The organism is Nitrospirillum goiasense, from assembly GCF_034427435.1.
Lineage (GTDB): Bacteria > Pseudomonadota > Alphaproteobacteria > Azospirillales > Azospirillaceae > Nitrospirillum.
On the sequence record NZ_JAXQNP010000002.1, the window covers coordinates 2,487,652 to 2,511,247 of the forward strand.

A 23,596-nucleotide genomic window follows, 5' to 3' on the forward strand; every position below is an offset into this window, starting at 1 on the left:
CGGCCCGGTCTTTTATGCCTTAAACGATTGGGCCTTGAATGACTGGGCCGTGTCCCGCAGCGCCTCATCGATCAGCCGGCGCATGGCGTCGCGGGCCGCCTGCGCGTCGCGGGCGGCGACGGCCTCCAGGACATGGCGGTGCAGGGGAATGGGCTCGTGCGGCACCACCCCCTCGCGCAGCTTGTGGATGGTGCTCCACCGCACCGCCGCACCGATGCTGACGGCCAGCGACCCGATGAGCGGGTTGCCGCTGGCCTCAAGCAGCGTGTCGTGGAAGTCGGCATCGGCGGCCTGCCCTTCCTCCGTCGCCAGGGTGTGGCGGTCCATGGTGTCCAGGGCCGCCGTCATGCGGGCCAACTGCCTCTCCGTGCGCCGTTCCGCCGCCAGGGCGGCGATGCCCGGCTCCACGATCAGGCGCAGCTCGAACAGGCTATAGATGAAGTCCTTGCCGGGCTCCGCCGCGAAGTGCCAGGCCAGAACGTCGGGATCCAGCAGGTTCCAGCGCGACCGGGCGCAAACTTGGGTGCCGCTCTTGGGCCGGCTTTCCACCAGACCCTTGGCCGCCAGGATGCGCAGCGCCTCACGGTAGGCGGAGCGGGAGACCTTCATCCGCTCGGCATTGACGATCTCGTTGCCCAGCACATCGCCCGGCTGGTAGCGGCCGGTGACGATGTCGATGCCCAACTGCCGGGCCAACGCGCCGTGCAACCGGCCTATGGGGGACCCCCGGCCCAGGCGCGCCAGGCCGGCCATCATTTCATCCATGCGACAGGTTCCGCCCGGCTGGTTCAATCATCGCCCAGTTTTAAAGTATTCGTCTTGGTCGCGCGAGCCTTGGCGACCTTTCAAGGGATGTGTTAGCGCGCACCGCCCCTTCGGGCCCGGCGCCGGACATGTCCGACATGCCCGACACGGTCCTACGCATGTCGAGAGCCGGCCGGGCACGCCCGCAGCCACGGGAACGCAAGGGTAGCGGGTTGGCATGGCCCATGCTGTGTCCGGCGCCGCCCCTCCCAACCAAGCCGGAATCCAGCCCCCCATGAAAATGACGAACGCATTGTGTTTCCACGCCGTCAGCCTGATCGCCGTGGCCATGGCCGCGTCAGTGCCAGCAACGGCCAAGACCGCCACGGCGGCAGAGATCAAGCTGGCGACCGCCAAGGAAGGCTTGGCCATCTGTCGTGCCAACAAGATGGGGAACTGGGACCTGGCCTACATCGCCGGCAAGGACGGCCTGGTGCAATGGGGCCCCGGCTATGATTGCAAGCAGTCCCGGGTGCCAGGTGAGTTCAGCACCATCACCAGCGCCATGCAGGCCGATGGCACGCTGCTGCCCCTGGCCACCTTGGAGGAAGGCCTGCTCGCCTGCCGCGCCAGCAGGATGGGCCAATGGGACCTGGCCTATATCCTGGGCAAGAACGGCCTGGTCCAATGGGGCCCCGGCTACGCCTGCAAGCAGTCCGCGGTGCCGGGTGACTTCAGCGACGTCGACAACGCCCTGGTGAAGTGATCGGGCGCGCGGTGTGCGGCCTCAGGACACCGCATCCGGCGACGGGGTTGCCGGGTCCGCCGCCGCCGGCTTCGCCTTCACCTTCTTGGGCATCGGCATGGGCGGCGTGGTGTTGCCCTCGCCCAAGGGGCGGATCACCTGGACGGAATCCGTCCAGCGGCCGAACTTGTACCCGACGGAGGGCAGGTAGCCAGCGCGCGTGAAGCCGAAGCTTTCATGCATCTGCAGCGACCGCGTGTTCTCCGCGTCGATATAGCCGATCATCTGCCGGTATCCGGCCGCGGCACAGGCGTCGATCAGTACCTGCATCAACTGCCGGCCAATGCCCCGCGACAGATGGTCGGGATGCACGTAGATCGAGTGCTTCACCGTGTAGCGATAGGCCGGGCGCTTGCGGAAGGGCACGGCATAGGCGTAGCCAACCAACACGCCGTCCAGTTCGGCCGCCACATGGGGCAGCCGCTTGTTCAGCATGTTCTTGCGCCGGCGCTTGATGTCGTGCTCGTCCAGAGGCTCGGGCTCGTAATCGCCGATCCCCCGGTTGATGTAATGGGTGTAGATGGCCAACATCGCCTCCACATCCGCCTCGGTCGAGGTGCGGACGATCACGGTGGAGGCGGCGGCTGGGCCGGGGCCGCCGTCGGAAACCGTGGCGGGGTCGCGGTCGGGCATGAAGCTCATGGGCGGCGGCCTTATTCGCGGACGACGTAGGTATAAAAGCGGGTGCGGCCGTCGGGGTCCAGCTTGCGATACACGCCCTGGATCTCGTTATCGAAGCCGGGGAACAGGTTGGTCGCCTGCTCGAACACCTTCAAATATTCGATCATGGGCGCCGCCCGTTCCGTCAGCCGCTCACCCGGCAGCACGGTGGCGATCCCGGGCGGGTAGACCAGCATCAGGGTGGTGGCGATGCGGCCCGGCAACTGGTCCAGGGTGACGAAGTCCACCTTGTTGCGCACCAGCTGCTTGGCGGCGACATGGGGCAGCATGGCCATCTCGGGCAGATGCTCCGGCCGGAACTGGCGGCGCTGCAGGGCGCTGATGTTGTGATCGCGGTAGAAGCTGTGCATGTCGCGGCACAGGTCGCCCAGGCGCACACCGTTGTAGCGCGGCGCGCGGCGGCGGACGAAGTCGGGCATGATCTCATCCAGCAGCGCGTTGTCGTCATGCAGCCGCTTGAAGAAGATCAGCGCGCTCATCAAGCCGCCGGCCTTGCTGCTCTCCACGCCCGGGGTCAGCAGGAACAGCAGGGAGTTCAGGTCGTTCTTCTCCGGCACGATCTGGTTTTCGCGCAGGTATTCCGCCACCACGGGGGCCGGCACGCCCTGTTCCAGATAGGCGCCGGTGCGGCGGTCGAAGCCGGGGGTCAGGATGGTCAGCTTGTTGGGATCCGTCATGGCATAGTTCGGCCCCAGGTGCTTGTACCCATGCCAGGACCGCCCCGGTTCCAGCATCCAATGGCTGGGGTCGCGGGCCAGGTCATCGGTGGGCACGTCCTCCCACCGCACGTCGCGGCCGTCCAGGCGGGTGAGGTCGGGGACGAAGGGGTCGAAGAACCACTGCCGGGAGACGTCGCCCTCCTTCTCGATGAACTCCCGGGCGATGGCGCGCAGCTTTTTGCGGATTTCGATGCCCAGGCGGATGGTGTCGTCCCACAGCACCTCGCCCGACTTGCCCTTCATCATCTGCGCGCCGACATCCAGCGAGGCGAAGATGGGATAGAACGGGCTGGTGGAGGCGTGCTGCAGGAAGGATTCGTTGAAACGGCGGTGTTCCACCCGCCGCTCCTGGTCGCCGATATGCTTGTCCTTCACATGGATCTGCGAGGCCTGGCTGAAGCTGGCCAGCTGCTTATGCGTGGATTGGGTGGTGATGATGCCGGGGCTGTTCGGGCCCAGGTTCTTCACCCCCATGCCATAGCGGCCCTGGTACAGGGGATGGAACTTCATGAAGCCGGCCCAGGCCTCGTCGAACAGGATATAGTCGCAGAGCGGGCCCAGCTTCTCCACCAGCAGGTCGGCGTTGTTGATGGTGCCGTCATAGGAACATTGCTGGATCACCGCCACGCGGAAGGGGCGCGGCTTCTTCCACGCCTCGGGGTCCTTCACCATGGGATGGGTGCGGATCTTCTCGCGGATCGCCGCCTCGTCCAGCGCCTCATAGTCGATGGGACCGATCAGGCCGTGGGCGTTGCGGTCGGTCTCCAGGAAAATGGGCGTGCCCTGGCCCATGAGCAGGGCGCCATGGTGGGCGGCCTTGTGGTTGTTGCGGTCGAACAGGACCAGATCATCCTCCGCCACCAGGGCGCCCAGCACCACCTTGTTGGAGGCGGAGGTGCCGTTCAGCACGAAATAGGTGCGCTCCGCGCCGAAGATCTTGGCCGCTTCCTTCTGCGCGCGCAGCGCCGGCCCCTCGTGCACCAGCAGGTCACCCAGGTCGACCACCGAATTGTCCAGGTCGTCGCGGAAGATGGCCTCGCCCAAATGCTCCACGAAGATGCGGCCGATGGGGCTGCGGCTGTAGAAGATGCCGCCGTTGTGGCCGGGGCAGGTCCACAGCTGGTTGCCTTCCTCGGCATAGTCGACAAGGGCGCCGAAGAAGGGCGTCTTCAGCGTTTCAGCATATTGGCGCAGGCGGCTGATCAGGTTCTTGGCGATGAATTGCGGCGTTTCCTCCGCCAGGAAGACGTAGCCGTCGATCTCCCGCATCACTTCCATCGGGATGTCTTCCAGCCGCTTGCGGCGGACCAGCAGCACGATGGGCATTTCCAGGCCGCGGCTGCGCACCAGGGAGATCAGGGCCGCGGCCTTGCCTTCCGGCCCGCGCTTGCCCCAGTCCAACACCATGCAGCCGATGGCGGCGTCGGTGCGGATGGCCAGTTCCGCGTCCTCGATACGGCGGGCCTTGGTCACCTCGAAGCCCAGCCGCTCCACCTCCACGATGATGTCCTGCAGCCGCGTGCCCTCCAGCTCGTCGGCCTCGAAGGCCGGGGCGCAGACCAGGAAATTGAAGCGGCGGAAAAAGTCCATGGCGATGGCTCCGTAAGGACTGGCCAGGGTGGGGAAACAGGCGTGGGTGGAGAAAGGACCATGTCCCGCCATCCGTCACAAAAGAAATTTCAAAGAAAGTTCACACCGGGGCGCCGACGGCGACAACGTCGGCGGCCGGCACGCCCGCTTGACAGCCCCTGCCCCCCGGCTAATCATCGGATGTGAAACCAATTTCAGACGGCGTCGGGACAGCGCCAGTCTGTTCGACGCATCCGAGGTGCCGTGCCAGCGCCCACCCGCCCCCTGCATTCCATCCCACCTCCCCCACCCATCGACGGGCCCGAACACCGGCCCTTTCCCGCAGTGCTGAAACGGGTGCTGGAACGGCACGAGACGACATCCAGGCCCTGTCCCCCAAGACCGGAACGAACATCCCCATGAACGAACCGCCTGACGATCCCGTCGCCCACGCCCAGCGCCTGGTGGCGCATGACGAGATGGCCCACGCCTATGAGGCGGTGGTGCCGGCCATCGTCCAGACCTCGCTGTTCACCTTCGGCAGTTTCCAGGAGATGGCGGACACCTACGCCGGCCGTCACGCGCGCAATGTCTATTCCCGCACCACCAACCCCACGGTGACGGAGTTCGAGCGCAAGATGGCGGCGCTGGAGGGGACGGAGGACGCCATCGGCTTCCCCAGCGGCATGGCCGCCATCTCCGGCGCCGTGCTGGCCTTCGTGCAGCCGGGTGACCGCATCGTCTGCGTCCGGCATGTCTACCCGGACGCCTACCGCCTGTTCGAAACCCTGCTGAAGAAGTGGGGAATCACCACGACCTACGTCGATGGCGCCGACCTGGCGGCCGTCGACGCCGCTTTGCCCGGCGCCCGCCTGCTGTACCTGGAAAGCCCCAACAGTTGGATGATGGAGGCGCACGACGTGGCGGCCCTGGCGGCGCTGGCCAAGAAGCACGGCGCCGTCAGCCTGATCGACAACTCCTGGGCGACCCCCATCTTCCAGCGGCCGGCGGCGCTGGGGGTGGATTTGGTGCTGCACTCCGCCTCCAAATACATCGGCGGGCACAGCGATACGGTGGCGGGCGTGGTGGCCGGGCGGCTGGAGCTGACCGGCCACATCCGCCGTGCCATCTGCCCCTACATCGGCGCCAAGCTGGGCCCGTTCGAGGCCTGGCTGTTGCTGCGCGGCCTGCGCACCCTGCCCATCCGCATGAAGGCGCATGAGGCATCGGCCCTGACCCTGGCGCGGCGGCTGGCCGAGCATCCCAACGTCACCAAGGTTCACCATCCGGCGCTGATGGCCCCCCTGCCGCCGGGCCTCACCGGCACCTCGGGCCTGTTCTCCTTCACCGTGGATGATGGCATCGACATCCCCGCCCTGTGCGACGCGCTGGACCTGTTCCACCTGGGCGTCAGCTGGGGCGGGCATGAAAGCCTGGTGGTGCCGGCGCTGGTCACCCACGTCCAGGCGGCCGGCCCCAACTCCGCCCTCGACTTCGGCGTGCCAGCGACCATGGTGCGCCTGCATGTCGGGCTGGAGGGGACGGAGGCGCTGTGGGCCGACCTGGACCAGGCTTTGCGGGTGGCCAAACGCTGATGATGCTGAAATGGCTGCTTCTCACCCTGGTTCTCGCGCTGTCCGCGCTTCCGGCCCGCGCCGATGAGTTGCGGCTGGTGGAGGTGCTGAGCAGCCCGGAGCGGACGGAGACGCTGAAGCATCTGGTGGCGGGGTTCGAGGCCCGCCACCCCGGCACCCATGTGGAGATCACCTCCCTGGCCTGGGGATCGGCGTTTGAGAAGCTGGCCACCATGGTGGCGGCCGGCGATATCCCCGACGTGGTGGAGATGCCCGACCGCTGGCTGTCCCTGTATGCCGGCAACGGCCAGTTGGAGAGCCTGGAGCCTTATCTGGCGCGCTGGCCGGAGACCAGGGGCCTGAACGAGCGGGCCCTGACCGTGGCGCGGTCGGTGGCCGACACCGCCTACATGCTGCCTTACGGCTTCTATTTGCGCGCCCTGTACTACAACAAGGCGGTGTTCCGGCAGGCCGGCATCGCCGAACCGCCCAAGACGCTGGAGGAGTTGCGCGCCGACGCCGCCAGGATCGCCCAGTTGCCGGGCAAGTCCGGCTATTGCCTGCGCGGCGGGCCGGGTGGCCTGAACGGCTGGGTCATGTTCGGGGCCAGCATCGCCGGCGGCAACGCCTTCTTCCATGAGGATGGCACCAGCACCCTGAACGATCCCGGCTGGGTGGCCGGCACCAGTTGGCTGATCGACCTGTACCAGAAGGGCCTGGCGCCCAAGGACAGCGTCAACTGGGGCTTCAACGAGGTGGTGGCTGGCTTCTACACCGGCACCTGCGCCATGGTGGACCAGGACCCCGACGCCCTGATCGCGCTGAAGGCCCGCATGAGGGCGGAGGATTTCGGCGTGGCGCCCTGGCCCAAGGGCCCCAACGGCAAGGCCTATCCTACCCTGGGCTTCGCCGGGTGGTCCATCTTCAAGCGGTCCGCGCACAAGGATCTGGCCTGGGATCTGGTGGTGGCCCTGAACGATCCCGCCGGCAACCTGGCCTGGAACCAGCAGACCGGCGCCCTGCCCATCTACACCGCTGCCGCGCACGACCCGCTGTACGCCGGCGCCATCTATCAGGGCTGGTTCGCGGAATTGGCCGACCCGGACGTGGTGCCCACGCTGATGCCCACCTATCTGCCGGGCTTCGCCTATTTCGCCGACAGCCTGGTGGTGCGCAGCAGCCAGCAGGCGCTGCTGGGCCAGATCAGCCCCGCCACCATGAACAAGCAATGGGCCGCCTACCTGACCAAGGCCCGGCGCAAGCAGGCGGAGGGGGTGAAATGACCCGCCGCGCCCTGGCCCTGAAGCTGGAACCCTATTTCTACACCGCCCCGTCGCTGCTGCTGATCGCCGCCATCATGCTGGTGCCCTTGGTCACCGGCCTGTCCTACGCCTTCCATGACCTGATCCTGCTGGATCCCTTGAGCGGCGATTTCGTCGGCCTGGACCATTTCCGGGAGATGCTGGACGACGACGGCTTCTGGACGGCGCTGCGCAACACGGTGGTGTGGACGGCGGTGTCGGTGGCCCTGCAATTCACCTTCGGCCTTATCCTGGCGCTGCTGCTGAACCGGCCCTTCCCCGGGCGCGGGCTGGTGCAGGCCCTGGTCTTCCTGCCCTGGGCGGTGCCGGGCTTCCTCTCGGGCCTTACCTGGGCCTGGCTGTTCAACCCGGTGATCGGCCCCCTGCCCCATTGGCTGCAGGGCCTGGGCCTGCTGGCCACACCGGAGAACATCCTGTCCGACCCGCACCTGGCGCTGTGGGGGCCCATCGCCGCTAATGTGTGGTGGGGCATCCCCTTCTTTGCCATCACCCTGCTGGCGGCCCTGCAATCCATCCCCAAGGATATTTACGAGGCGGCGGCCATGGATGGCGCCGGGCCGCTGCTGCGCTTCCGTCGCGTCACCCTGCCCCTGCTGGCCCCCACCATCGCCATCACCGTGATGCTGCGCACCGTGTGGGTGGCCAATTTCGCCGAGCTGATCGTGGTCATGACCAAGGGCGGACCGGCCGACGCCACCCAGATCCTGTCCAGCTACATCTTCACCCTGGCCTTTCAGCGGCTGGACTTCGGCTACGCCTCCGCCGTGGCCGCCGTGCTGCTGCTGTTGCTGCTGGCCTATGCCGCCGCCGTCATGGTGCTGCGCCACGCGATGACGGAGCGAGCATGAGCAAGACCTTGTCCCGCACCCTCCTGCCCCGCCTGCTGCATGCCCTGGCGCTGGCGGCCTTCGTCGCCTTCGCCCTGTTCCCCCTGTTCTGGCTGCTGAAGGTGTCGCTGACGCCGGACGATTTGATGTATGGCGAGGGCGTGCGGCTGTGGCCCTCCCGCGTGACCCTCGACCATTACGGGGCCGTCCTGCGCCACAGCCAGTTTCCGCTGTTCTTCCGCAACAGCCTGATCGTCTCCACCGCGACCGGCCTGTTGGCCACCGCCGCCGCCTCGGCCGCCGGCTACGCCTTCTCGCGCTTCCGCTTCCCGGGCAAGGCCTGGGTGGTGGGGGTGATGCTGATCAGCCAGATGTTCCCCCTGGTCATCATCGTGGCGCCCATCTTCCGCCTGCTGGCACCCCTGGGCCTGACCAACAGCCTGACCGGCCTGGTGGTGGTCTACACCGCCTTCAACACGCCCTTCGCCGCCTTCCTCATGCAATCCTTCTTCGAGGCCATTCCGAAGGATTTGGAGGAGGCGGCGATGATGGACGGCGCCACCCGCTTCCAGGCCCTGCGGCGGGTCATCCTGCCGCTGACCCTGCCGGGGCTGGCGGCCACCGGTGGCTTCGTCTTCACCGCGGCGTGGAGCGAGCTGCTGTTCAGCCTGATGCTGAACTCGTCGGCCGCCGTCAGCACCTTCCCCGCCGGCCTCTTGGGCTTCGTCTCCAAATTCTCGGTCGATTTCGGGCAGATGATGGCGGCCGGCGTGCTGGCCCTGCTGCCGGTCGGCGCCTTCTTCCTGCTGATCCAACGCTATCTGGTGCAGGGCCTGACGGCCGGCGCCGTGAAAGGCTGACCCGCTGCCATGGCCACCATCACGCTTTCCAACGTCAGCAAGGATTACGGCGGCGGCCCGGTGCTGCGCGGCATTGACCTGGAGATCCGCGAGGGGGAGTTCGTTGCCCTGATGGGTCCATCGGGCTGCGGCAAGTCCACCCTGCTGCGCCTGATCGCCGGACTGGAGGAGCCGGGCGGCGGCCAGATCCGCATCGACGGCCGGCTGGTGAACGACGTGGCGCCCAAGGACCGGGACCTGGCCATGGTGTTCCAGTCCTACGCCCTCTACCCGCACATGACGGTGCGGGAGAACATGAGCTTCGCCCTGAAGCAGCGCCGCCTGCCGCAGGCCGAAATCACCCGGGCGGTGGAGGCCGCCGCCGCCAAGCTGGGCCTCACCACTCTGCTGGAGCGCAAGCCCAAGGCCCTGTCGGGCGGCCAGCGCCAGCGCGTGGCCATGGGCCGCGCCATCGTGCGCCAGCCCAAGGCCTTCCTGTTCGATGAACCGCTGTCCAACCTGGACGCCCGCCTGCGCGAGCAGATGCGCTATGAGATCCGCAAGCTGCACCGCGAGCTGGGCGCCACCAGCGTCTATGTCACCCACGATCAGGTTGAGGCCATGACCATGGCCGACCGCATCGTCGCCCTGAACGACGGCGCCATCCAGCAGGTGGGCGGCCCCCAGGACCTTTACGACACCCCCGCCAACCTGTTCGTGGCCGGCTTCCTGGGCTCCCCACCCATGAATTTCCTGGACGCGACGCTGGCGCCGGACGGCGCCCTGGTGGTGGAGGGCCAGACGCTGGCCCGCGTGCCTCCGCCCGCCGGCCCCCGACCCGCCGGTCTGGTCCCCGGCGCCGCCGTCACCCTGGGCCTGCGGCCGGAACGCCTGGCCCTGACCACACCCACCGACGGCGTGCCGGCCCGGGTGGACCTAGTGGAGCCCACCGGCACCGGCCAGGTAGTCCATCTGGCCCTGGGCGCTCAACGACTGAAGCTGTTCACCATGGGGGGCGCCGCCTGGCGCCGGGCGACGCCGTGGGCCTGACGGTGCCATCCGGCGCGCCACTGCTGTTCGACCCCGGCACCGGAACGCGCATCGGCTGAGCGACCCTGGCCCCCAAAGGAAACGCCGGCCGGGAACGGGTCCCGGCCGGCGCACTCTGTGGATCGATCAGACGGTCACTTCACCCAAGAGGCTCACTTCACGTCGTACATCGCCATCACGTCCTTGCGGAAGGAGGCGCCGCTGTCCGGGCGGGCGTAGAACATGTGGCCGCCCGGGTACATGCGCAGCTTCACCCGCTCCGCCACGCCGAAGGTCGGCATCTGGTCGATCAGCAGGCGGGAACCGAAGTAGGGGCAGGACAGGTCGTTCCAGCCGTGGACGATGGTCACCGCCATCTTGGGATCGTTGGCGATGGCCTTGCGCAGGTCGGTGACGGGGTTGTCGGTGTCGTCCCGGTCCCACAGCTTGTTGACCTCATACGACAGGGCGTTGTACCGCGCCTCCACCTTCCAGCCGACCTGGTTGGTGACGAAGTCCGCCATGGCGGAGGTGGTGGGGGCGATCAGGCCGTCCAGCAGCGGGTCGTTGTAGCGGGCGTCGGCGCTGGAGGGGAACGGGTCGTAGGCGGTGACGTTGCTGTCGTAGACCGAGCCCACCTTGCCGTCGGCGCGGTGGATTTCCCGCAGATAGGTGCCGATGTCCACCCGGCCGTTCATGCGGCGCACCAGCTTGGGGTCCAGGCCGGTCAGGTCAGCCACCTTGGCGGACAGGCGGTCCGTCGCGGCCTTGTCGCGCGGGCCGGCCATCAGGTCCTGCATGAACTCGGTGCGGTCGTACTTCTCGACCGGGCCCATGGTGGTTTCGTTCAGCGGCTTGCCCTGGCGCTCGAAATTGCCGGCGGCCATGGCGGTCAGGTTGATCATCCACGGCAAGGGCGACAGGGCGTCGGCCTCACCAATGGCGGGCGGGTCCAGGTAGGGCGACACCAGGGTCATGCCCGACACGCCGACGCCGATGCGGCTTTGCAGGTAGTACGCCAGGCGCGGCAGGCGATAGCCGCCGTAGCTTTCGCCCACCAGGTACTTCTTGCTGGTCAGGCGATTGTTGGTCAGCAGCCAGTCATAGATGATGCGGCTCAGGTAATGGATGTCGGAATCGGCGGTGTAAAACGCCTTCTTGGTCTGTTCCTCATCCACCCGGGTGCGGGAGAAGCCGGTGCCGATGGGGTCGATGAACACCAGGTCGGTGAAGTCCAGCCAGCTGTTGGCGTTGTCCTTCAGGATGGCCGGATCGGACGGGCTGTCGCCGGCCTTGCCGAAGGCCACCTGCTTCGGCCCGATGGCGCCCAGGTTCAGATAAACGGACGAGGCGCCGGGGCCACCGTTGAAGGCGAAGGTCACGGGGCGTGACGCGGCACCGGAACCGGCCACGGTGTAGGCGGTGTACACCACCTCGCCAATGGTCTTGCCCTTCTCATCCTTCACCGGCAGGGAGCCGACGGTGGCCGTGTATTCCACCCGCTTGCCGGCGATGGTGGCCGTCTGCTTGACCGACTTCGGCGCCGGGAACGGCGCCAGGTCGCCATCATCCTTGGACGCCGCCTGGGCTGGCTTGTCGGACGGTTTGTCGGCGGCGTAGGTGGGGGCGCCCATGGCCATGAGCAGGGCGAAGCACGAGACGAACGTGGTGATGCGCATGAAGGATGGTCCCCTGATCGGTCGGCATCTCTAGTGCCTGATGGCGACTTTTAGACCATGGGCGGCGGCGCCCCGCAAGGGTGGGACGCCAACCGCTGCACCAGGGGGCCATTTGGCCCGGACCCAAGGTTGATGAATGGCCCCAAGGGGCCCTCCAGCGCAACCGACGGGGGATATCGTATCCAAAAATCGCCCCTTGAGTCGCGGGGAAGGGATCAGAATCCGCGGGGGTAAGGCAGGGTGCGCAGCCAATCGCGGATGGTGGCCAGCTCATCCGGCCTGGCATAGCGCCGCGCGGTGGCGGGGCTGAGCGGCGGCATGACAGGGTCACTGCCGTCGGTGCCTGGCGACAGCTTGTTCACCAACGTGCACTTCTGGGTGATGTCAGCATCACTCATGGTGGCATAGGGCAGATCAGGGATCAGGGGGATGTCCCCTCTCCCGTAGGGATTGGCGATGGAGGCCAGCAGTTCCCGCTCGCTTTCCCAGCTGTAGCGGCCCTGGGCATCATGGCGGCCGTAGATTTCGATCCGCTCCTGGATGTCGTCCTGTGAAGCGGTGATGGTGAACAGGATGGTCTGCACATCGGCGAAGGTCGGTGGGTTGGCCATGGGGCTTTCCTTTAAAAGGGGCGGGGTGGGCGCGCCCACCCCGCCAGAAGAGAGCAGGAGGGGTCAGCCGGCGGCGAGGTCCAGCATGCGCCGGGCGGTCGCGCGCGCCGCTTGTTCCGCCGACGACTTGGCCGACAGCACGTCCAACAGGTGGACCAGGCGCGCCCGTTCGTCCGCCGGCAGTTTGCGGCCCTTGTCCACCACATAGGCGCCGATGGCGGCGATGGCCTGGGCCTTCAGATCGTCGGGGGTTCCTGGCTTCAAATCCAGGCCGCGCACTGTCGCCTCGAACAGACGTTCATCGAGGCGCCGCAAACTGTTGACCGCCGCCGCCCGGGCATCAACCCGGGCGTTGCTGTCCAGGGCCAGCGCCGCGACCGGGGCCGCATCCGCCGCCACCTTGCCGCCGCCCAGCACCGTGGCGGCCATGGCCTTGGTCTTCCACCAGTCGACGCCCACACTGGTCGGCGTCGCGGCACTGGTCTTCAGGATGCGGCGCATGGTGTCCAGCGTCGTCTCCTTGACGAAGGGCGTCTCGCAATTGTCGGCGTTCTCGCCATGCTCGTGCTGGCTGTTGGCTGCCTTCACCGCCTCCAACAGGTTGGTGGAGGCGATGAAAGCCGCCGCATCCTGCGGGAACATGCGCACGGCGTCGGTCGGCTTCGCCAGGAAATGCTGCAACTCCTCCGTCAGGCTGCCCACGACGCATTGATTGTTGGTGGGAACGTCGCTCCGGGCCTTGCTGTACAGGTTCTTGTCCAGCACCGACACCGTCTTGGGCACCGCCGGGACGGCCAGCGCCGGCGCTTCCACCGGCCGGTTGGCGAACATGCTCATGGCGCGCACCCGCTCCACCGTATGAGCCAGGGTGGGGCTCTTGGCGTCGCCCTCGACCTTGTAGGCGGTCTCCACCGCGGTCGCGGTGTCGACGCGGGCCAGAATATCCAGGGCCACCGCGCGCACCTCAGGATCCTCGCCCGTCGCCAGCGCGACGCCTGCGACGGCGGTCTCGGCGTCCAAGGCCGCGGCCAAGTCGACCTGGCCGCCCTGCTCCACCCGTTCCGCCGCCGGGCGGTCCTTGGCCAGGAAGACGGCCAGCGCGGCCGGCGCGGGGGCGACGTCGCCCTGGAAGGGCTGGGCCTGCTGTTTGGGCGACCAGGGCAGGTTGTCATAGCCGACGCCGCTGTCGGTATCGGGCGTGACATAACCGGCGTAGTCGATGAACACACCCGGCGTGGGCTTGGCCGAGGTCTGCGGCCACAGACCCGGCACGCCCGAGGCCGCGAACGGGCCCCCCACAGTCTGCGGCGGGCGGCGGGCGCTGAAGGGCTCTACCGGCGTGGGCTGTTTCTCCCCGTTCCACGGCCACATGGTGTCGCGCAGATGATGGCCCAGCGGATTGGTCTTGTTGCTGGGGTTGCCGTCGGCATAGGCGTCGTTAGGCCAATATTGGGCAGGATCGGCGCCATCGGACCGGAAACGGTCGTAATGCTGCTGCCAAGCGGCCCAAACCCAGTCGAAGTAGGTGTGGAACGGCCAGAACATGGGATCGCTGGGGGAGATCATGCAGTTCGACATCCACACACCGGACCAGCCATGGCCGACATTATGCGGATTGGCCTCCACCGATCCCGCCATGAAGGAATAGTTGGACTTCAGCCCCGCCTTGGATTTGTCCAGCAGCATGCCGGGCGTGTTGAACTGCTTGACGTTGTTGCGATCCTGGCGCCAGCGCATCAGCGGCCCCCGGCCCGGTATGGTCCACCCGTACAGGGGGTTGCCGGCGTCGAAGCGGATGAGATCCGTCGCCATGAAATCCGGGTCATTGGCCACGGTGTTGGCGCCGGTGAAGTCGGCGTGGAACACCGTCGCCCCGTCCTTCCCTGGGGAGTAGTACATGGGCCAGTAGGGCAGCGTCACCGCCGGGTCGACCTTCTGCAGCGCGCGCTCCATCTCCAGCAGGAAGGCGCGATGCCAGGCCACGAAGGCGGCCGCCTTATGTTCCTGGTCGGGATAGCCCTTGGCCGCCAGCTGCAACTCCGGCTCCATGATGCCCCGCGCGCCGATGTCGTGCATCTCGACCAGGAAGGTATAGGTGTCGTCCCACCGCGGGTCCGGCGACTTCTGGAAGCGCAACGCTACCAGCGCCCACAGGAAGCGGCTGCGCTCCTCCGCGCTCAGCGTTTCTTCATTACGGCGCACCCGCACCATCACCGTGGCGCCACCCACCTCCGGCCCGGCGGCGGTGCCCAGGTGCGCGACGATGGGCGTGTCCTTGTCGTTCCGGCTGAAATGCGGGAAATCACCCGCCACGATAATGGGCTGCGGGGTGCCGTCGGCCTTCAGTGTCAGGGTGATCTGGTCCTTGGCGCCGCCACCCTCCACCGCCTTCTTATACTCGTCCGCCGTCAGGGCGAAGTTGACATGGCCCTTGCCGTCGGCCGGGGCGGCGCCGTTGGTCAGCACGACGGTGACGGTGGCGTCCGGCGCCAAACCGGAACCGGGGCGCACCCGCACCAGGGTCGGGCTGGGTGCCCAGGTGACATAGTCGAAGTGCGTGCCCGTCCGCGCATCGCCATGGACCAGGATTTCCACCTGCGGGTCGGCGGCCGCCGCCCCCGCCGCGAGCCCACCCCCCAGCGCCACGGCCGCGCACATTCCCCACCGGCGCGCCATCGCCGTCATTGATCGCCGCATTCCATCCCCCATCAAGGCGTCAGACGCATCACCCGCCATGAACGCATTAATATAAACTAAAACAACTTGGAGTATGGACGCGCCCGCATCGTGCGCCAAGACGTATTAGGTTACGAGTTGTGACAAGATCAACGCACAACCAATAGGGATAATCTTCGAGATCAGCCTTCCCGGCCCTAAATTGATTCAGCGGGCGGCGACAGGTGATCTTGGGGCAGGATGCGATCATCCCTGACCGCATCCTGCCCCGGAACTCACATACCGACGATGCCCGGAACCGTAAGCGGCCTCTCCTTCTCATTGGCACACAGCCAGAAGGCTGTGGGACGCTTCAGGAACGGGTCCAGGGCGGAATTGACATAACCGGCGGGCGCCCCGGAACTGACGGTGCTGTCCCACTTCCCCTGGCCGTTTGAATAGAGCGTCACGGTCTTCCCCGAGGTGTCCTTGGCCGTCAACGTCACCGTGCCGGGGGTGTAGGCAGGCTGCGTCAGCTTGCTACCGGCATGCAGCGTCACCTCTGGACAGCCGGTGTCCATGGTGAAGGTGGTGTCCAGCGCAGGCGGGTTGGATTCGTTTTGAACAGACACCGTGCCGGCGATCTGCTGTTCGGTGGCAACGACGAAATTGGTCTGCGCCGCGGACGTCCCGGTCGGGGAATAGAAGGTGCCGCCGGGATTGGGCAGGATGGGGAAAATGTGCTGGAACCCCTCCATCAGGGTGGCAGAACCGCCGATGATCAGGCGCCCGACACCGGTGACGCTGTTGGCCGCATCGCCGGCGGGCGTGGGCGGATTTCCACCCCACACCGTATCGGCATCGGTGTTGGCCAGGTCGACAATGAAAAACGGGTTGGAGGTGTTGGGCTGGAACTGCGACAGCGCCCCCAAGATGGAATATTCGTTGTAGCCGTTAAGGCTGGGTACGGAACTTGGCAGTGGGTGATTGAGAACAACCGGCTGCTGTTTGGCGGGGACGATAGCCGTCGCCGCCAGCGATACACCGAAGTCCCCGTAAAAATAATCATAGATGGGGAACTGGCTCTCCGTTTCGAATTTCTGCTCTTCCTCTTGATTCAATTCCGTCAAGAGCACAGGCTTCAACTCATAAAGGTCACTGACCAACCCCACGACAACATCAGCGCTTTTGGCCGATGGGCCGCCAAGGCCGGGGGCCGCGTTCAACGTCACCGTCAGCGGGACCGCCTGGCCCAGATAAGTAATGCCGCTGGTATACTGGGTGACGATGGAGCCCAGGCTGTTCTCGGTGGCCGCGCCCAAGCCGTCACCCGACGCCCAGAAGCCCTTACCCCCGGTGTCAAATTCATAGAGCCTGGTGACCGAATGGGACGGGTCGGTGGGAACCGTCAAGGTGACCTCGATGCCGACTTTGCGCGTCCCGCTGCAATCCATCAGGTACAGCGGCACGATCAGGGCGCCAGCCTCAGCCGCCGTCTTGTTGCTGATGTAATTCCCCTTGGTGGCAACCGCCTTATCAATCGTCATAGCGCTTCCTCTTGGGTTTCACGGTTCGGGCATCCAGTCTTTCGGAGTGCGGCTGGAGCGACATCCACCCCTCCCGCCAAGTGGCGCTGACGCAGGGTCAGCCTATCGATCGGATTACCCTTTATTGGATAGGTGGAACAGCCATCCTTCTAGCATCACGCGCAACATGCCGCCTCCCTTTTTGCGCACAGAGAATGTGATCAATTTCACCCAGGAGTTATATTTGGTCAGAAATAAACATCTGTTGATACGCCCGTCATTTGTTGAATAAAATGGCGCCCATCTAGCCGTCACCAGCCCCCATGCGCCCTCAAGACAACAGCCCCAGCGACCAGGAACGTGCCGTCCTGGACTGCATCACCGCCAACCCCTTCGTCAGCCAGCAGGACATGGCGGACGCCCTGGGTTTGGCCCGCTCCACCATCGCCGCTCATGTGGCCAGCCTGACGCAGAAGGGCCTGCTGCTGGGCCGGGGCTATATCCTGCCGGCGGGCCGGCGGGTGGTGTGCCTGGGGGGCGCCGTGCTGGACCGCAAGTACCAGGCGCTGGCCCCCCTGGTCCCGGCCACCTCCAACCCCGTGACCGGGGTGCGCAGCCCGGGCGGTGTCGCCCGCAACGTGGCGGAGAACCTGGCCCGCCTGGCCGTGCCGACCGCCCTGGTCTCCATCGTGGGGGAGGATGAGGCCGGCCGCGAAATCCTGGGCCACCTGCGCGGCATCGGCGTGGACGTCAGCCAGGCGGTAGCCACTGGCGAGGCCCCCACCGCCGAATACGCCGCCATCCTGGGGCCGGACGGCGACCTGGCCCTGGCCGCCGCCGACATGCGCATCTTCGACCTGTTCACACCCGCCTTGCTGGACCGCGCCTGGCCGCACCTGGCGGCGGCCAACTGGGCCTTCGCCGATTGCAACCTGCCCGCCGAAACGCTGGCGGCCCTGGCGACGCGACGGCGGGGCGCCCGCTTCAACCTCGCCATCGACGCCGTCTCCATCCCCAAGCTGGCGCGTCTGCCCCGGGACCTGACGGGCATCGATCTGCTGTTCATGAACCTGGACGAGGCCAACGCCCTGCTGGGCGGCCATCATGCCGGCCCCGAGGGCGCGGCGGCGGCGGCCCTGGCGCTTAAGGCGCGGGGCGCGGGCGGGGCGGTGGTCACGTTGGGGGCGCGGGGCACGGCCATCGCCGGCGACGGTGTCGCCGGCCACATCCCCGCCGTTCCCGCCCAACCCCTGGACACCACCGGCGCCGGCGACGCCATGATCGCCGGCACCCTGTACCGCCTGGTGGCCGGTGACGACCTGGCGACCGCCGCCAGGATGGGCGCCCTGGTGGGGGCGCTGACCACCGAAAGCGAAGCCAGCGTCCACCCCGGCCTGTCGCCGCAGTTGCTGGCCGCCAATCTGCACCGCCTGACCTGATTAAGTTAAGGAACGCCCCCATGTCCCTGCTGAAACCCGTCCTCAGCCCCGAGGTCGCCGACGCGCTGGCCGCCGGCCGGCCGGTGGTGGCGCTGGAATCCACCATCATCACCCATGGCATGCCCTACCCCGCCAACCTGGAGACGGCGCTGGCGGTGGAGGACGTGGTGCGGGCCAACGGCGCCGTGCCCGCGACCATCGCCGTGGTGCGGGGGGTGGCGCGCGCCGGCCTGACCGGGGCGGAGCTTGAGGACCTGGCCCAGGCCAAGGGTGTCGTGAAGGCCTCCAGCCGAGATCTCGCCGCCGTCATGGTGCGACGGGGCAGCGCCGGCACCACCGTGTCCGCCACCATGCGCCTCGCCGACCTGGCCGGCATCCCCCTGTTCGCCACCGGCGGCGTGGGCGGCGTGCACCGGGGGGCGGAGACCACCTTCGACATCTCCGCCGACCTGACGGAGTTGGGCCGCACGCCCACCACCGTGGTCTGCGCCGGGGTGAAGTCCATCCTGGACATCCCCAAGACGCTGGAGTTCCTGGAGACGCAGCGCGTGCCCGTCATCGCCTACGGCACTGACGACTTCCCCGCCTTCTTCACCCGCAGCAGCGGCCACAAGGCCGACCATCGCCTGGACAGTGCCGAGGAGATCGCCGCCGCCATGCGCCTGCACCGGGATCTGGGCTGCGGCACCGGCATCATGATCGCCAACCCCATCCCCGAGGCCGACGCCCTGGACGCCGCCTTCATCGACGGCACCATCGCCGACGCCGTGGCGGAAGCGGACTCCCGGGGTATCGGCCGCAAGGACCTGACCCCCTTCCTGCTGGCCCGCATCAACGAGCTGTCGGGCGGCCGCAGCCTGACGGCCAACATCGCCCTGGTGAAGAACAACGCCGCCCTGGCCGCCCACATCGCCGTGGCCTACGCGGCCGGCTGAGGCCGGCTTGACAGCGGGACGGTCGCCGGCTGACCCTCATGGCGATAGGTCTGATCAGCCAGAAGGAAAGCCATGCTCCGTCCCCTGTTGCCGCAGCGCATACGGACGGCGTTCCTGCGCCGGGCGGACTGGCTGCCGGCCGTGCGGCGGGTGGCGCTCTATGGTCTGGCGCTGGCCGCCGGCACCATGGCGCTGCAATGGCTGGACTATCAGCGTCTGGCCCGCGCCCATTCAGACGACATCACCCTGTTCCTGATCGCGGCCGGCTTCCTCGCCCTGGGGGTCGCGGTGGGCATGCGGCTCATGCGACCCGCCCCGCCGCTGACGGAGGAGGGGAATGTCCAGGCCCAGGCCGGCCTGGGCATCAGCGCCCGCGAACTGACCGTGCTGCGCGAACTGGCGGCCGGCCGGTCCAACAAGGAAATCGCCCTGGTGTTGGACATCTCCCCCAACACGGTCAAGACGCACCTGGCCCGGGTGTTCGAGAAGCTGGGCGCCCAGCGCCGCACCGACGCCGTCAACCGCGCCCGCGAGCTGGGCCTGGTGCCCTGAAGGGCACGTGGGGCCGAGCGCCCTGAATTTCGGGTGATTCCGTCGAAATCACCCGTTCGGGCGATTGCCCGTGATCGGATTTGCAGGCCAGTGAGGGGGCGTAATCACACCGAGACAAGGGGGCGTTCGCATGCTGCGCAAAATCCTGACCTACGGCCTGGCCGCCGGCCTCATCTCCGGCCTGGCCATGGCGGTGCTGACCACGGTCCCGCACGGCCACCTGCCCATGGCCGTCGAAATGGCCCTGGGCTACGCCACCATGCTGGTGGGGCTCAGCACCATTTTCCTGGCGGTGAAGCGGCACCGCGACACCACCTTGGGCGGCGTCATCCGCTTCTGGCCCGCCCTGTTCCTGGGCCTGGGCATCAGCGTCGTCGGCGGGGTGATCTACGCCCTGGCGTGGGAGGCGACGCAGGCCCTGCATCACATGGACTATGTCAACGACTACGCCCAGGCCATGATCAGCCAGGAGAAGGCCAAGGGCGCCTCGGAGGAGGCCCTGGCCGCCCTGACGGCGGAGATGGACAAGATGAAGGCCAAGTACGCCAACCCCTTCTATCGCCTGTCCATGACCTTCAACGAGATCTTCCCCGTCGGCGTGCTGGTGTCGCTGGTCTCCGCCGGCCTGCTGCGCGACAGCCGCTTCTGGCCCGCCCGGCGCGCGCCGGTCCCGGCCTGATCAAAAGGCGCAGACGTCCGGGTGCAGCAGCGGCCCGGCCTTCAGCCAGATGCGGGCCCCCTGCCCGCCGGTGTGGGCCACCAGGTCCTGGCCGGCGGGCAGGCGCAGCCAGGATTGGGGGCTGAACGTCTCGCCACCTTCGGAGAAGCCGCCGGAGAGCACCAGCAGCTCCAGGCCCTGCGGGTTGGCCACGCGCACCTCGGCATCCGGCCGCCAGTCTTCCAGCCGCACGTCTTCATGCCCATCACCGAACAGGCGCAGGGCCCGCCCGACACCGGGGCGGAGAGGCAGCGCCTCCCCCTCCCCCGGCTGGCGCACGACGCGCTCGGCATCCGCCGCCCGGAACTGCCACAGCTTCACGAAGATGACGCAGCCGGGTGCGGAGCCCGGGGCGTGGCCGCTGCCGGGCGGATTGCGGACATAGGTGCCGGCGGGGAAATCACCCGTCTCATCCTGGAACACGCCGTCCAGCACCAGGAACTCCTCCCCACCCGGATGGCCGTGGGTGGGGAAGCGGCTGCCGGCGGCATAGCGGACGATGGAGGTGGCGCGCGCCTTCTCATCGCCGATGCGCGACAGCATGCGGCGATCCACGCCCGCCGACGGGCTGGGCACCCACTCCATGCCACCGGCGTGCACCACCGTGCGCACCGTCAGGTCATCGTTCAGCCGCATCATGGCATTTCCCCTTCGTCAACAGGCGGACCCGCGCAGGCCCGCCCGTCATATGGGTGGGCGGAGCTTTTGCGGAAAGCCTGGCCGCTCAGGGCAGATCCATCCAGTCGCTTTCCCCACCGATGGGATCGCCGGGCGGTACGTCCACCGACCGGGAGCGGTCGGCCAGCAGCCGGTCCGCCTGCTGCGGGTCCAGCAGTTGGCGGGCCAGGCTGAGGCCCCAGGCGCGTTCCTCGGCGTCACCCCGGCCGCGGGCCAGCGCCTCCGCCACCTCATGCACCCTCTGGTCCAGCAGGGCCGCCACCTCCGGTGTCGTGCCGGGGCGGCGGGCCACCTGGGCCATGGTGACGATGGCGCGATAGGCGACGCGGCGGCTGACGGCGTCGGTCTTGTCGGGCAGGACCGTGGACACCAGCCGCTCCAGCACCTCATTCACCCCCAGGGCCTGGGGGTCGGCGGCATGCTGCACCGCCAGCCGCGCCAGCCGGCTGGGCGCCAACAGCGTGTTGAGGGTGACGGAGGCCGCGACATCCGCCGCCACCAGCGGGTCGAACACCGGGCCGCCCGCGGTAGCGAACAGCTCGATATCGAACTGGCGGTTGTCGCTGCCGTTGCGCGCGGCGGACAGCAGGGGCAGCAGGGCGGCAGGCACGCGCAACTGGTCGGCCGACAGGGTGGAGAGCAGGGCGGACAGGGCGGCGCGCTGGGTGTCGGCCGCCACGGGCACCGACGCTTCCCGCCCATCGCCCTTCACCGCATAGGCGAAGGTGACGCCGCCCACCGACTTGGCGGCCGCGTTCACCTGATAGCGGTGCAGCAGCCAGATGGGCACGAAGCGGCGGCGCAGTTCGGCCACCGCCTCCCCCGGCGCCAGGGCCTTCAGGCCGAACTGGTCGATGGCGGCGCGGCGCACGGCCATCAGGCGGGTCAACTCCGCCACCGGGTCGGCGCCATCATCCCACAGGCCGCCCCAGGGCTGGGCCGTGTCCGGCCGGCGGGCGTTGTCGTCCTGGACATAGCGCAGGCCGGCCGCCACCGCCGCCGCGGCTTTGGCGTCGGCCGCCGCCTGGTCGTCCTGGCCGGCATTCCCGATTCCGGCCGGCGCGGTCCCGTACAGCCAATCCACCGTCGCCCTGTCCCAGGCGCCCACGCCGGTGCCGTAGGCGTCCGACAGGTCGGGATGGCCATCGATCAGGCCGATGCGCGGGGCGGGATAATCCATGACGGAGGCGCGGCCCTGGGTGCTGGCGGCGAAGTTGTGGGCGAAGCCCAGGGCGTGCCCCACCTCGTGCGCGCCCAGTTGGCGCAAACGGGCCAGCGCCACCTGGACCGGGTCGTTGGGCCCGCCGGTACCCACCTTGTCCGCCCCCACCAGGCCTTCGAAGATCAGGATGTCCTGCCGCACCCGTTCGGATCCCAGGACCACCATGCCCTTCACGATCTCCCCCGTGCGCGGGTCCACGATCTCCTGCCCGTAGGACCAGCCACGGGTGGCGCGATCGACCCAGTTGACGATGTTGTAGCGCACGTCCATGGGGTCCACGCCCTCGGGCAGCGGCTCCGCCTTGAAGGCGTCGATGTAGCCGGCGGCGTCGAATGCCTGGGCCCACCAGTTGATGCCCTCCAGCAGGGCGGTGCGCATCGGCTCCGGCACCGTGCGGTCGAGGTAGAAGATGATGGGCTTCTTCACGCGGGAGCGCGCGGCGGCCGGGTCCACCTTTTCCAGGCGGAAGCGGTTGGCCACGTCGTGCACCACGTCCTGGCCCAGGGGCCGGCCGTAATCCACCGCCTGGGTGGAGAAACCGCCCATGCGGGGGTCGAAGGCGCGCGGGGTGAAGCCGGGGCCCGGCAGGCGCACGAAGCTGTGATGAACGGTAAAGCTGACCTGCCGGGCGTCGGGGGCGATGTTCTCCACCTCCGCCCCCGGATGGTCGGAGGTGTAGGTCTGGATGGCGTCGACCTCCAGGTTGTCGGGGAACAGCTTGAGCGAGGCGGGATCAACGGCGCTCAAGCCCCCGTCCAGCCTGAAGCCCTTGCCCGCCCCCTGCGGCGCGCCACCGGTGCCGATGGCGTCGCCCTCCTGCCCCAGCGACTTGGCGATGCCCAGCATGTCGGCCGTCAGGAACTTGGCGATGTCCACCGCCACCCGTCCGTCAGGCAGCGGCACGGCATCGCCCATCCAGACGATGGAGGTGGCGAAGTCCGCACTGGCCCCGGGCGCTGTAGGGTTGCGGAAGCGCGGGTTTTCGAACTGGAGGGCGACCTTGGCACCCAACAGGCGGAAGGCCAGCACCTGCGTCTGCCCGATGCGTCCCCGGTCCAGGAAGGTGGGCGCGGAGCCCAGGCCCGTCCTCAGCGCCGGCGTGTAGAGATAGCGGGCCAGGACGCCATCCGTGCCCGGTGCCGGCAGGGTCAGGAAGATCTTGCCCTGGGCCTTGTCGACCCGGACCGGCATGAGGCCATCCTGGACGGGAAGGCCCTGCAGGGCGGGCGGGATTGCGGCGACAGGCGCGCCGGGTGCGGCAGCGGGTGCCGCAGCCGCGATGTTCGTGACCAATGTCCCATTCGCGACCAGGGTCAGGGCCAGGATGGCCACCAGGGAAGTGCGCAACGGATGCCCCCATGTTCCTTTGTTGGGAAAAACGATGGGTCAAAACACCAGTGCGGCACAAGGGTCCGCGAGAGCAAGATATTGAAAAGCCCCCCGACATCGAGTGACCGAGCCCGATTGACTGA

Annotated in this window: 19 protein-coding genes; 10 read left to right on the plus strand and 9 right to left on the minus strand. The window is 67.8% G+C overall.

Annotated features, from left to right (window positions below; all coding sequences use genetic code 11):
• Positions 1–12 precede the first annotated feature (12 nt).
• Positions 13–765, minus strand: coding sequence for a FadR/GntR family transcriptional regulator (locus ULB03_RS13950; protein WP_322483684.1), 753 nt, complete (start codon positions 763–765; stop codon positions 13–15).
• A 274-nt stretch (positions 766–1,039) separates the two neighbouring features.
• Here ULB03_RS13950 and ULB03_RS13955 point away from each other — a divergent pair, with 274 nt between their 5' ends.
• Positions 1,040–1,510, plus strand: coding sequence for a hypothetical protein (locus ULB03_RS13955; protein WP_322483685.1), 471 nt, complete (start codon positions 1,040–1,042; stop codon positions 1,508–1,510).
• A 21-nt stretch (positions 1,511–1,531) separates the two neighbouring features.
• Here ULB03_RS13955 and ULB03_RS13960 read toward each other — a convergent pair whose 3' ends face one another.
• Both ULB03_RS13960 and ULB03_RS13965 read right to left on the minus strand, forming a co-directional pair.
• Positions 1,532–2,191: a GNAT family N-acetyltransferase gene (locus tag ULB03_RS13960; RefSeq protein WP_322483686.1), complete on the minus strand. Its 660-nt coding sequence runs from the start codon at positions 2,189–2,191 to the stop codon at positions 1,532–1,534.
• An 11-nt stretch (positions 2,192–2,202) separates the two neighbouring features.
• Positions 2,203–4,539 carry an Orn/Lys/Arg family decarboxylase gene (locus ULB03_RS13965; RefSeq protein WP_322483687.1) on the minus strand — a complete coding sequence of 779 codons (2,337 nt, stop codon included), beginning with the start codon at positions 4,537–4,539 and terminating at the stop codon, positions 2,203–2,205.
• 398 nt (positions 4,540–4,937) lie between these two features.
• Between ULB03_RS13965 and ULB03_RS13970 the strand changes: the two genes are divergently transcribed.
• The 5 genes from ULB03_RS13970 to ULB03_RS13990 are packed head-to-tail and all read left to right on the plus strand — an operon-like array spanning position 4,938 to position 10,130.
• Positions 4,938–6,113: a PLP-dependent transferase gene (locus ULB03_RS13970; protein ID WP_322483688.1), complete on the plus strand. Its 1,176-nt coding sequence runs from the start codon at positions 4,938–4,940 to the stop codon at positions 6,111–6,113.
• Positions 6,113–7,375 (plus strand): ABC transporter substrate-binding protein, encoded by a 1,263-nt coding sequence (locus ULB03_RS13975; protein WP_322483689.1) that lies wholly within the window; start codon positions 6,113–6,115, stop codon positions 7,373–7,375. Before ULB03_RS13970 ends, ULB03_RS13975 begins: the two co-directional genes overlap by 1 nt.
• Complete coding sequence (locus ULB03_RS13980) at positions 7,372–8,262, plus strand: carbohydrate ABC transporter permease (protein WP_322483690.1); 891 nt, start codon at positions 7,372–7,374, stop codon at positions 8,260–8,262. The genes ULB03_RS13975 and ULB03_RS13980 overlap by 4 nt, the downstream gene beginning before the upstream one ends.
• Positions 8,259–9,101 carry a carbohydrate ABC transporter permease gene (locus ULB03_RS13985; protein ID WP_322483691.1) on the plus strand — a complete coding sequence of 281 codons (843 nt, stop codon included), beginning with the start codon at positions 8,259–8,261 and terminating at the stop codon, positions 9,099–9,101. The genes ULB03_RS13980 and ULB03_RS13985 overlap by 4 nt, the downstream gene beginning before the upstream one ends.
• Before the next feature lie 9 nt (positions 9,102–9,110).
• Positions 9,111–10,130, plus strand: coding sequence for an ABC transporter ATP-binding protein (locus tag ULB03_RS13990; RefSeq protein WP_322483692.1), 1,020 nt, complete (start codon positions 9,111–9,113; stop codon positions 10,128–10,130).
• Between the two features lie 152 nt (positions 10,131–10,282).
• On the opposite strand, the gene ULB03_RS13995 is transcribed toward ULB03_RS13990, so the two are convergent.
• The 4 genes from ULB03_RS13995 to ULB03_RS14010 form a co-directional block, all read right to left on the minus strand.
• On the minus strand, positions 10,283–11,788 hold the full coding sequence (locus ULB03_RS13995) for a S10 family peptidase (RefSeq protein ID WP_322483693.1): 1,506 nt from the start codon (positions 11,786–11,788) through the stop codon (positions 10,283–10,285).
• Between the two features lie 215 nt (positions 11,789–12,003).
• Complete coding sequence (locus ULB03_RS14000; protein ID WP_322483694.1) at positions 12,004–12,399, minus strand: hypothetical protein; 396 nt, start codon at positions 12,397–12,399, stop codon at positions 12,004–12,006.
• A gap of 63 nt (positions 12,400–12,462) precedes the next feature.
• The gene (locus ULB03_RS14005; RefSeq protein WP_322483695.1) at positions 12,463–15,045 is read right to left on the minus strand and encodes a tyrosinase family protein; all 2,583 of its coding nucleotides are present in this window, start codon (positions 15,043–15,045) and stop codon (positions 12,463–12,465) included.
• 305 nt (positions 15,046–15,350) lie between these two features.
• Positions 15,351–16,601, minus strand: a complete 1,251-nt coding sequence (locus ULB03_RS14010; protein ID WP_322483696.1) for a hypothetical protein — start codon at positions 16,599–16,601, stop codon at positions 15,351–15,353.
• A gap of 302 nt (positions 16,602–16,903) precedes the next feature.
• Here ULB03_RS14010 and ULB03_RS14015 point away from each other — a divergent pair, with 302 nt between their 5' ends.
• The 4 genes from ULB03_RS14015 to ULB03_RS14030 all read left to right on the plus strand — a co-directional run bounded on the left by ULB03_RS14015 (position 16,904) and on the right by ULB03_RS14030 (position 20,185).
• Positions 16,904–18,019 carry a carbohydrate kinase gene (locus ULB03_RS14015; RefSeq protein WP_322483697.1) on the plus strand — a complete coding sequence of 372 codons (1,116 nt, stop codon included), beginning with the start codon at positions 16,904–16,906 and terminating at the stop codon, positions 18,017–18,019.
• Between the two features lie 20 nt (positions 18,020–18,039).
• Positions 18,040–18,954, plus strand: coding sequence for a pseudouridine-5'-phosphate glycosidase (locus ULB03_RS14020; RefSeq protein ID WP_322483698.1), 915 nt, complete (start codon positions 18,040–18,042; stop codon positions 18,952–18,954).
• 72 nt (positions 18,955–19,026) lie between these two features.
• Positions 19,027–19,506, plus strand: a complete 480-nt coding sequence (locus ULB03_RS14025; protein ID WP_322483699.1) for a LuxR C-terminal-related transcriptional regulator — start codon at positions 19,027–19,029, stop codon at positions 19,504–19,506.
• A 130-nt stretch (positions 19,507–19,636) separates the two neighbouring features.
• A complete protein-coding gene (locus tag ULB03_RS14030; protein WP_322483700.1) occupies positions 19,637–20,185 on the plus strand; it encodes a DUF4199 domain-containing protein in 549 nt (182 codons plus the stop codon).
• Here ULB03_RS14030 and ULB03_RS14035 read toward each other — a convergent pair whose 3' ends face one another.
• Both ULB03_RS14035 and ULB03_RS14040 read right to left on the minus strand, forming a co-directional pair.
• Complete coding sequence (locus ULB03_RS14035; protein WP_322483701.1) at positions 20,186–20,863, minus strand: cupin domain-containing protein; 678 nt, start codon at positions 20,861–20,863, stop codon at positions 20,186–20,188.
• An 85-nt stretch (positions 20,864–20,948) separates the two neighbouring features.
• On the minus strand, positions 20,949–23,471 hold the full coding sequence (locus ULB03_RS14040) for a zinc-dependent metalloprotease (protein WP_322483702.1): 2,523 nt from the start codon (positions 23,469–23,471) through the stop codon (positions 20,949–20,951).
• Positions 23,472–23,596: the final 125 nt, after the last annotated feature.

Coding starts and splice junctions, on each gene's coding strand:
- ULB03_RS13950 (WP_322483684.1), bottom strand. CDS start 765: ATGGATGAAATGATGGCCGGCCTGGCGCGCCTGGGCCGGGGGTCCCCC.
- ULB03_RS13955 (WP_322483685.1), top strand. CDS start 1,040: ATGAAAATGACGAACGCATTGTGTTTCCACGCCGTCAGCCTGATCGCC.
- ULB03_RS13960 (WP_322483686.1), bottom strand. CDS start 2,191: ATGAGCTTCATGCCCGACCGCGACCCCGCCACGGTTTCCGACGGCGGC.
- ULB03_RS13965 (WP_322483687.1), bottom strand. CDS start 4,539: ATGGACTTTTTCCGCCGCTTCAATTTCCTGGTCTGCGCCCCGGCCTTC.
- ULB03_RS13970 (WP_322483688.1), top strand. CDS start 4,938: ATGAACGAACCGCCTGACGATCCCGTCGCCCACGCCCAGCGCCTGGTG.
- ULB03_RS13975 (WP_322483689.1), top strand. CDS start 6,113: ATGATGCTGAAATGGCTGCTTCTCACCCTGGTTCTCGCGCTGTCCGCG.
- ULB03_RS13980 (WP_322483690.1), top strand. CDS start 7,372: ATGACCCGCCGCGCCCTGGCCCTGAAGCTGGAACCCTATTTCTACACC.
- ULB03_RS13985 (WP_322483691.1), top strand. CDS start 8,259: ATGAGCAAGACCTTGTCCCGCACCCTCCTGCCCCGCCTGCTGCATGCC.
- ULB03_RS13990 (WP_322483692.1), top strand. CDS start 9,111: ATGGCCACCATCACGCTTTCCAACGTCAGCAAGGATTACGGCGGCGGC.
- ULB03_RS13995 (WP_322483693.1), bottom strand. CDS start 11,788: ATGCGCATCACCACGTTCGTCTCGTGCTTCGCCCTGCTCATGGCCATG.
- ULB03_RS14000 (WP_322483694.1), bottom strand. CDS start 12,399: ATGGCCAACCCACCGACCTTCGCCGATGTGCAGACCATCCTGTTCACC.
- ULB03_RS14010 (WP_322483696.1), bottom strand. CDS start 16,601: ATGACGATTGATAAGGCGGTTGCCACCAAGGGGAATTACATCAGCAAC.
- ULB03_RS14015 (WP_322483697.1), top strand. CDS start 16,904: ATGCGCCCTCAAGACAACAGCCCCAGCGACCAGGAACGTGCCGTCCTG.
- ULB03_RS14020 (WP_322483698.1), top strand. CDS start 18,040: ATGTCCCTGCTGAAACCCGTCCTCAGCCCCGAGGTCGCCGACGCGCTG.
- ULB03_RS14025 (WP_322483699.1), top strand. CDS start 19,027: ATGCTCCGTCCCCTGTTGCCGCAGCGCATACGGACGGCGTTCCTGCGC.
- ULB03_RS14030 (WP_322483700.1), top strand. CDS start 19,637: ATGCTGCGCAAAATCCTGACCTACGGCCTGGCCGCCGGCCTCATCTCC.
- ULB03_RS14035 (WP_322483701.1), bottom strand. CDS start 20,863: ATGATGCGGCTGAACGATGACCTGACGGTGCGCACGGTGGTGCACGCC.